3 protein-coding genes and 1 pseudogene are annotated in these 7,672 nt (G+C 78.2%); 1 reads left to right on the forward strand and 3 read right to left on the reverse strand.

Going from position 1 to position 7,672, the window contains the following annotated elements:
- Positions 1-15: 15 nt before the first annotated feature.
- Both ABEB07_RS25275 and rpmB read right to left on the reverse strand, forming a co-directional pair.
- Entirely contained in the window at positions 16-3,075 is a 3,060-nt protein-coding gene (locus ABEB07_RS25275; RefSeq protein ID WP_345670435.1) for a BTAD domain-containing putative transcriptional regulator, read from the reverse strand.
- 192 nt (positions 3,076-3,267) lie between these two features.
- A complete protein-coding gene (gene rpmB / locus ABEB07_RS25280; protein ID WP_009190838.1) occupies positions 3,268-3,453 on the reverse strand; it encodes a 50S ribosomal protein L28 in 186 nt (61 codons plus the stop codon).
- Positions 3,454-3,712: 259 nt separating this feature from the next.
- Here rpmB and ABEB07_RS25285 point away from each other — a divergent pair, with 259 nt between their 5' ends.
- The gene (locus tag ABEB07_RS25285) at positions 3,713-5,713 is read left to right on the forward strand and encodes a DAK2 domain-containing protein (protein ID WP_345670437.1); all 2,001 of its coding nucleotides are present in this window, start codon (positions 3,713-3,715) and stop codon (positions 5,711-5,713) included.
- Positions 5,714-5,741: 28 nt separating this feature from the next.
- Here the strand turns inward: ABEB07_RS25285 and ABEB07_RS25290 are convergent.
- Positions 5,742-7,672: pseudogene (locus tag ABEB07_RS25290) on the reverse strand (tetratricopeptide repeat protein); the annotation flags it as partial.

Below are 7,672 nucleotides of genomic sequence, written 5' to 3' on the forward strand. Positions count from 1 at the left end.
TGCGTCGGCCGGCGCCTAGAGGTCGCCGAGTGCCGCGCCCCGTAGCCGTACGCCCCGCTCGAACGCGTCCGCGTACGCCTGCGGGGACAGCCGTGCCCGGGTCTCCCGCTCGGTGCGTACGACATCGGGGTCCTCGCGTGCCGGTGCGCCCCGGAGGCCGGCGCCGGCGCCCAGCAGGACGGCGGCCCGCTCGGGTGTCCCGGCGACCGACGCCAGCGCCTCGGCCGCCTCGGCCGGTTCGAGCACGCTCGCGGCGTCCCCGGCGGCGACGGCGGCCTGCCGGAACCACTCCCGCGCCTCCCGCACCCGCTCCTCGGCGGCGGCCGCGCGGCCCAGCCCGATCAGGACGCGCACGACCTCGCCGACGCTGAACCAGTTCGCCGCGCACATCCGCAGCGCCTCCTCGTACAGCGCCCGCGCGCGGGCCGTTTCCCCCGCCAGCCGGGCCGCGTCCCCGAGACCGCGCCGCGCCCCCGCCGCCTTGTCCCCGGCCCCGGCGCGCCGGGCCAGCGCCGCCGCCTGCTCGAAGTCGGCCTCGGCCGCGGCCGTGCCGCCCCGGCGCAGCAGGACCACGGCGCGGCTGCGCAGCAGGTCGGCGGTCTCCTCCGGCGCGTCCAGCTCCCGTACGTGGACCAGCCCCTCCGCCAGCAGCGCGAGCGCGCCGTCGTCGTCCCCGCGCGCGTGGGCGTACATCGCCAGCGGCTCCAGGCAGTTGGCCATGCCCCAGCGGTCGCCGGTCGCGCGGAACCCGGCCAGCGCGCGCGTCAGCGCCTCCTCGGCCTGACCGGGCCGCCCGGCGAACCGCGCCTGGAGGCCGAGCCCCATGTCCAGCAGCGCCCCCGCCCACGGGTCCGCCCCGGCCAGCCGCAGCGCCCTCGCGTTGGCCTCGGGCCGGGGACCGGCCACCACCGACCACAGCACCAGCACGTACGGCAGCCGCAGCGGCCCGTCGAGCGAGTCCAGCACCGCGTCCACGCGCGCGTGCAGGGCCTCCTCGGCGGCGGGGTCCGCGCCGTCCCCGGACAGCGCGCCGAGCGCGCACAGGACGTACTCCTCCTCCAGACCCGGCGGCGGTACGTCGCCCACCGCCGCCACCAGCGCGCGGGCCGCCGGCACCTGCTCGCCGTGCAGCCCGCGCAGCCGCCAGAACCACGACAGCAGCGCCGTCAGCCGCAGGGCGCCGGCGTGGTCGGTGCGGGCGAGACGGCGCAGCGCCGCGTCCAGGTCGGCGCGGTCGGCGGCCAGCCGGGCCAGCCAGGGCAGCTGCCCGCCGCCGCGCAGCCCCGGCTGCGCCCGCTCGGCCAGGCGCAGGAAGTACGCGGCGTGCGCGTCGCGCAGCGCGTCGGTGCCGTCGGTGCCGTCAGTGCTGTCGGCGCCGTCAGTGTTCAGGTCCCGTGCGGCGTGCTCGGCGGCGAAGGCGCGGATCGTCTCCAGCATCCGGTAGCGGCCCCCGGTCACCTCCAGGAACGACTTCTCCACCAGCGAGGCGAGCAGCTCCTCCGGGTCCGGCGTCCCGCACACCTCCCGCACCGCCCGCACGGTGGCGCTCCCGGCGAAGACGGTGAGCCGTTCGGCCAGCTCCCGTTCGCCGGCGTCCAGCAGGTCCCAGCTCCACTCCACGACCGCCCGCAGGGTGCGGTGGCGCGGCGCCTTGGTGCGGTCGCCGCGCGACAGCAGCCGGAACCGGTCGTCCAGGCCGGCGGCCAGCTCCTCCGGCTCCAGCGTGCGCAGCCGCGCCGCCGCCAGCTCGATCGCCAGCGGCAGCCCGTCCAGGGCCCGGCACACGTCGGGCACGCACGCGTGCCCCGCGAAGTCCGGCCGCACCGCCCGCGCCCGCTCCAGGAACAGCCGCTGCGCCGCGGCCGGCGGCAGCGGCTCCACCGGCACCAGCACCTCGCCGGTGATGCCCAGCGCCTCGCGGCTGGTGGCGAGGACCCGCACCCCGGGGCAGTGGCCGAGCAGCAGCCCGGCGATGCGGGCCGCGTCCTCCACCAGGTGCTCGCAGTTGTCCAGCACCAGCAGCGCGTCCCGCTCCTCCAGGGCGTCGCGCAGCCGGTCGAGCCCGTCCGCGGCGGTGCTGCGCAGGCCCTCGCGCACCCCGAGGGCGGCGAGGATCGCGTACGGGAGGCGGGCGCCGTCGGACAGCGGGGCCAGCTCGACCAGGCAGGCGTCCGGGTGGCTGCGGGCGGCCTCGACCGCGAGCCGGGTCTTGCCCGCGCCGCCGGGTCCGGTGAGGGTGACCAGACGGGCGTCGGGGGCGGTGAGGAGGGCGGCGATGCGGGCGAGTTCGCCGTCCCGGCCGACGAAGCCGGTCAGCTGCGCGGGCAGCCGGGGGCGGTGCGGTGCGGGCCGGGTCTGCCGGAGCAGGTCCAGGTGCAGGGCCGACAGCTCGGGGGAGGGGTCGGCGCCCAGCTCGTCGGCGAGGGTGCGCCGGGCCTCCTCGTGGACGGTGAGCGCCTCGGCGGGCCGTCCGGCCGCGTGCAGGGCCCGCATCAGCTGCCCGTACAGCCGCTCGGTCAGCGGGTGCGCGGTGAGCAGCGCCCGCAGCTCCGGCACCAGCTCGGCGCCGCCGCCGAGCGCGAGATCGGCCTCGACGCGGTCCTGGACGGCGGTCAGCCGCAGCTCGGCGAGGCGGGCGGTCTCGGCGTGCGCGTCCGGCAGGTCCGGCAGGGCCGGGCCGCGCCACAGGGCGAGCGCGGCGCGCAGCCGGTCGGCCGCCCGCTCCGGATCACCGGCCGCGAGGGCGGTACGGCCCTCCGCCGCCAGCCGCTCGAACCGGTGGACGTCGACCGCGCCGGACGGCACGGCGAGACGGTAGCCGGCCGGGACGGCCTCGATCGGCGCGTGCGGGCCCAGCCGTCGGCGCAGCCGGGATATCTGCGACTGGAGCGCGTTCGCGGCCCCCGCGGGCGGCTCGGCGCCGTACAGACCCTCGGTCAGGCGGCCGGTGGTGACGGTGCGGCCGGCGGCGAGCAGCAGGAGGGTGAGCAGGGCGCGGGGACGCGGGCCGCCGGGGTCGACGGACCCGCCGTCGTCGGTACGGATGTCCAGCGGGCCCAGGATGCCGAAGCGCATTCCCCGGATTCTGGCAGGCGGGGCGCACGGGCCGCCGGTGGTTTCCGGCAGCCGGGGCGGCCCGGCCCGCCGACGGCCTCAGGCAGGGGGCCGCCCGACCTGCCGGGGGTACGGCAAAAAGCCGGTCCACCTCGGTGGACCGGCTTAGTGCAGCGAACCAGCAGTGGCCGCGCGCTTAGCTGTTGCTGTGCGTCAGCGCGAGACCTTGCCGGCCTTGATGCACGAGGTGCAAGCGTTCACGCGCTTCGGCGTCCCGCCGACCACGGTACGCACACGCTGGATGTTCGGGTTCCAGCGACGGGACGTACGGCGGTGCGAAAACGAGATGTTGTTGCCGAAGCCCGGCCCCTTGCCGCAGACGTCGCAGTTGGCAGCCACGGGTCACTCCAAAGACTTCAGATGCACTTACGGTTGATCCCGGCATGCCGGGATCGGGGGCTCGAATGAGCACTCTGATCTGAGTGGCGTTGCCAGGGGGAGAGCCCGATCGAGATCGGGCAACCGGAGCAGCATACAACGGCTGCTTCCGTGCAACGAAACTACCATGGCGGCCGAGGACCCCGCCCCGGCCCTCTTCCGGCCGGGACCGCCCCTGGGTCTACGCTGCCGTCCAGTCCAGCAGCTCAGGGAGGCGCAGGTGGCGCAGGTGGCGCAGACGTTCGACGCGCCGGCGGTGCGCACCTGGTGCTCCCTGGCCCTGCGGGCGCTGGGCCGGGCCCGCGAGGAGATCGACGCGATCAACGTCTATCCCGTCGCCGACGGGGACACCGGCACCAACCTGTATCTGACCGCGGAGTCCGCCGCCGCCGCCGTGGAGGCCGTGTTCGCCGCCCACGAGACGGGCGCGGGCGGCTCCGGCGGTCCGTCCCTGGCCGAGGCGGCGCGGGCCATGGCGCACGGGGCGCTCATCGGCGCGCGCGGCAACTCCGGGACGATCCTCGCCCAGCTGCTGCGCGGCATGGCCGAAGTGCTCGCCGCCGAGGGTGACAGTCCTCACACCGACGGCCGCGGGCTGCGGTCCGCCCTGCGGCGCGCCGCCGACTCCGCCCGGCTGGCGGTCGCGCACCCGGTCGAGGGCACGGTCCTCACCGTCGCCTCCGCCGCCGCCGACGCGGCCGACGGGGCCGAGGGCGACTGCGGCACGGTGGCGCGGGCCGCCTACCGGGGCGCGCGGACGGCCCTGGCCGCGACCCCCGGCCAGCTGGCGGTCCTGGGGCGCGCGGGAGTAGTCGACGCGGGCGGCCGGGGTCTGGTGGCGGTGCTCGCGGCGCTGGTCGAGACGCTGACGGGGGAGCCGGCCGGGACGGAGGCGTTCACGGGAGAGACGTTCACCGGAGAAACGTTCAAGGACGGGACGTGCGCGGGCGGGGCGGCTCCGGACGGGGCGGCCGGTGCGGCGCGGGACGGCGGCGGCGCGGTCCGGTCGCCGGGGGTGCCGCACGCACGCGTGGGCCGCGGTGCGGAAGCCGGTGCGGACGACGAGGCCGGTGCCGGTGCCGGTACCGGCACCGGTGTGGAACCTGGTGCTGGTGCTGGTGCTGGTGCTGGTGCCGGGATCAGCGCTGGTGCTGGTGCCGGTACTGGGACGGACGGCGGGGCCGGAGCGGGAGCCGGGGCGCCGGCTGCCACGGTCCTGGGCGGGGCGGACACGGCGGTGTGCGGGGCCGAGCCGGACGGGCCGGGCGGCTGCGCGTCGCCGGCCGCTCCGGTCAGCGGGCCCGCATTCGAGGTGCTCTACCTCCTGGAGGCCGACGACGCCGCCGTGGCCCGGCTGCGGCAGCGCCTCGACGGGCTCGGGGACTCCCTGGTCGTGGTCGGCGGCGACGGCCTGTGGAACGTGCACGTCCACGTCGACGACGCCGGCGCGGCGGTGGAGGCGGGCGTCGAGGCCGGCCGGCCGCACCGCATCCGCATCACCCACTTCGGCACGGGCGACGCGCACGCCGCCGGACCCGGCCGACCGCCCCGCACGCGGGCCCAGCGCGCGGTGGTGGCCGTGGTGCCCGGAGAGGGCCTGGCGGGCCTGTGCGCGGAGGCCGGCGCCACCACGGTGCTGGCCCGCCCCGGGGAGCCCCCGGCCAGCGGCGAGCTGGTCGAGGCCGTACGGCGGGCCCACGCGCGCGAGGTGGTCCTGCTGCCCAACGACGCCGAACTGCGCGACACCGCCGCCGCGGCGGCCGAACAGGCCCGCGGCGAGGGCGTCCGGGTCGCGCTCATCCCGACCCGCTCGGCGGTCCAGGGTCTCGCCGCCCTCGCCGTGCACGAGCCCGGCCGCCGGTTCGACGAGGACGTGGTCGCCATGACCTCGGCGGCCGGCGCCACCCGGCACGCGGAGGTCACCGTCGCCGAGCACGAGTCCTGGACCTCGGCCGGCGTCTGCCAGGCCGGCGACGTGCTCGGGCTCATCGACGGCGACGTGGCCGTGATCGGCTCCGACGTCACGGCCACCGCCGAGACCGTCCTGGACCGCATGCTCGCGGCCGGCGGCGAACTGGTCACCCTGGTCCTGGGCGACGACGTCCCCGACACCGTCGCCGCCCGCCTGGAGAGCCGCGTCCGCGACTCCTACCTGGCCGTGGACACGGTGGTCTACCGCGGCGGCCGGCAGGGCGCGCCGCTCCTCATCGGGGTGGAGTAGCGCCCGGGCCGCGACCGCCCGCCCCGGCTCACCCCTCCTGCGGCTCCTGCGGCTCCGGCGGCTGCTCCTGCCGCTCGTCCCACCGCCGAAGCAGCCGCGCGGCCTCCGTCCGGCGGGCGACGGCCAGGTCGTCGCCCGGGATGTCCGCGGCCCCGTAGGCATCCAGCACGGCACGCGCGTGTGCCCTCGCCTCGGCGGGGCGGCCCAGGTCGGCGGCGAGCCGGGCGGCGGTGAGCTCCGCGCCGGCGCGGTCGTGCCGGGCGGCCGGGCCGAGCCGGGCGAAGACGGCGACGGCCCGCTCGGTCTGGGTCAGGGCCTCCGCCAGCAGGGCTTCGTTCTCGTCGGCCGCGTCGCCCCCGTCGGCGCACCGGATCAGCAGCTCGCCGAACTGCTGGTGGCTGCCGCCGAGTTCGTCGATGAGCAGCACCCGCTCCTCCTCGTCGACCACGCCCTCCAGCGCCACCCGGCACACCTCGACCGCACCCGCCATCAACTCCCGCGCCGCCCCCACACCCGAGCCGGATCCCGCACCGGTACCGGTACCGGTACCCGCATCCGTACCCGGGTCAGACCCGATACCCGTACCCGCTCCCGAGCCGCACCCGATACCCGTACCCGCACCCGAGTCGCCCCCCGCCTCCGCCTCGGCGACCTCCTCCCCGCGCACCGCCAGCCAAGCACGCGCGCGCAGGGCGCGGACCGTGCCGGACACGCTGCCCACCGACCGCCACAGCTCGCCCGCGCGCGCGTACGCGGCGTCCGCCTCCGCGACCAGGCCCGCGCGGCTCAGCGACTCCGCGGCCAGGTGGGCGAGCGTCGCGTGGTCCTGCTGCTCGGGCCAGTGCCGGGCGATCTCGGCGGCCCTGAGCCGCTGTTCGGCCGCCGCGCGGTGCTCGCCCAGTTCGCCCAGCGCGTCCCCGAGCCACCACCGCGTCTGCACCACCGCCCCGTCGCCGTGCGTCTCGGCGTCCAGGTCCGCGAGCGCCGACTCCAGCACCTCCGCGGCCTCCGCCCACCGCTCCAGCCGCAGCAGCAGTCCGCCCAGCTGCTGCCGCGCCCACGCGCCGAGCGCCGGGCCCTCACCGGCCGCGTCGGCCCAGTGCGCCGCCTCCAGCGCGTGGTCCGCCGCCTCGGAGACCCGGTCGAGACCGCCCAGCACCTCGGCCAGCTGGAGGTGCAGCCGGGCCCGCCCGGGCGCCTCCAGCACCGTGCCGCCGTGCTCCAGCGCCCCGCGCAGCGCCCGCTCGGCCCCGTCCGCGTCCCCCAGGTGGTGGGCGAGGGCGGCGAGCCGGGACTCGTACTCCACCGCGAACCACGGCAGCCCGGCGGCCACGTACTCGGCCGCCGCCCGCTCGAACGCCTCGGCGGCGCCCGGCAGATCACCGGCGCGCGCGGCGACCTCGGCGAGCATCGCCCGCGCCTCCGCGGAGCGCGCGGCCAGCCGTACGTCCTGGCCGGTGCGGCCCCCGACCAGCGCCAGCACCTCCCGCGCGGCCGCCCCGGCGGCGGCCAGGACGGGCGCGGCGACCGGTCCGTGCGCCTCGTGCACCGGCCGCATCAGCACCCGCGCCCGCGCCATCAGCACGGACGCGGTCTGCCGCAGTCCGGTGCCCTCCTCGGCGTACAGCGCGAGGACCGCCTCGTACAGCGCGGCGACCTCGGCGAGCGCGCTCTCCAGGTCGCCTGCCAGCGCCCGTACGTACGCCCCTCGCGCGCGGGCCGCCAGCGCCTCGCCCGGATCGCCCGCCGCCGCGTACAGCCCGGCGGCCCGCTCGAACAGCGGTGCGCCCTCGGCGCCCCGGTCGATCGCCTCGTGCTCGGCGATCTCGGCCCGGTCCCGGTCGCTCAGAGCGGTGCCAGCGGTGCCATCGGTGTCAGCGGTGTCAGCGATGCCAGCGGCGCCCTCGGCGGCCCGCGCCACCGCCGCCCACGCCTCCACCGCGTGCGGCCGCAGCGTGC

This window comes from Streptomyces similanensis, from assembly GCF_039543625.1.
Lineage (GTDB): Bacteria > Actinomycetota > Actinomycetes > Streptomycetales > Streptomycetaceae > Streptomyces > Streptomyces similanensis.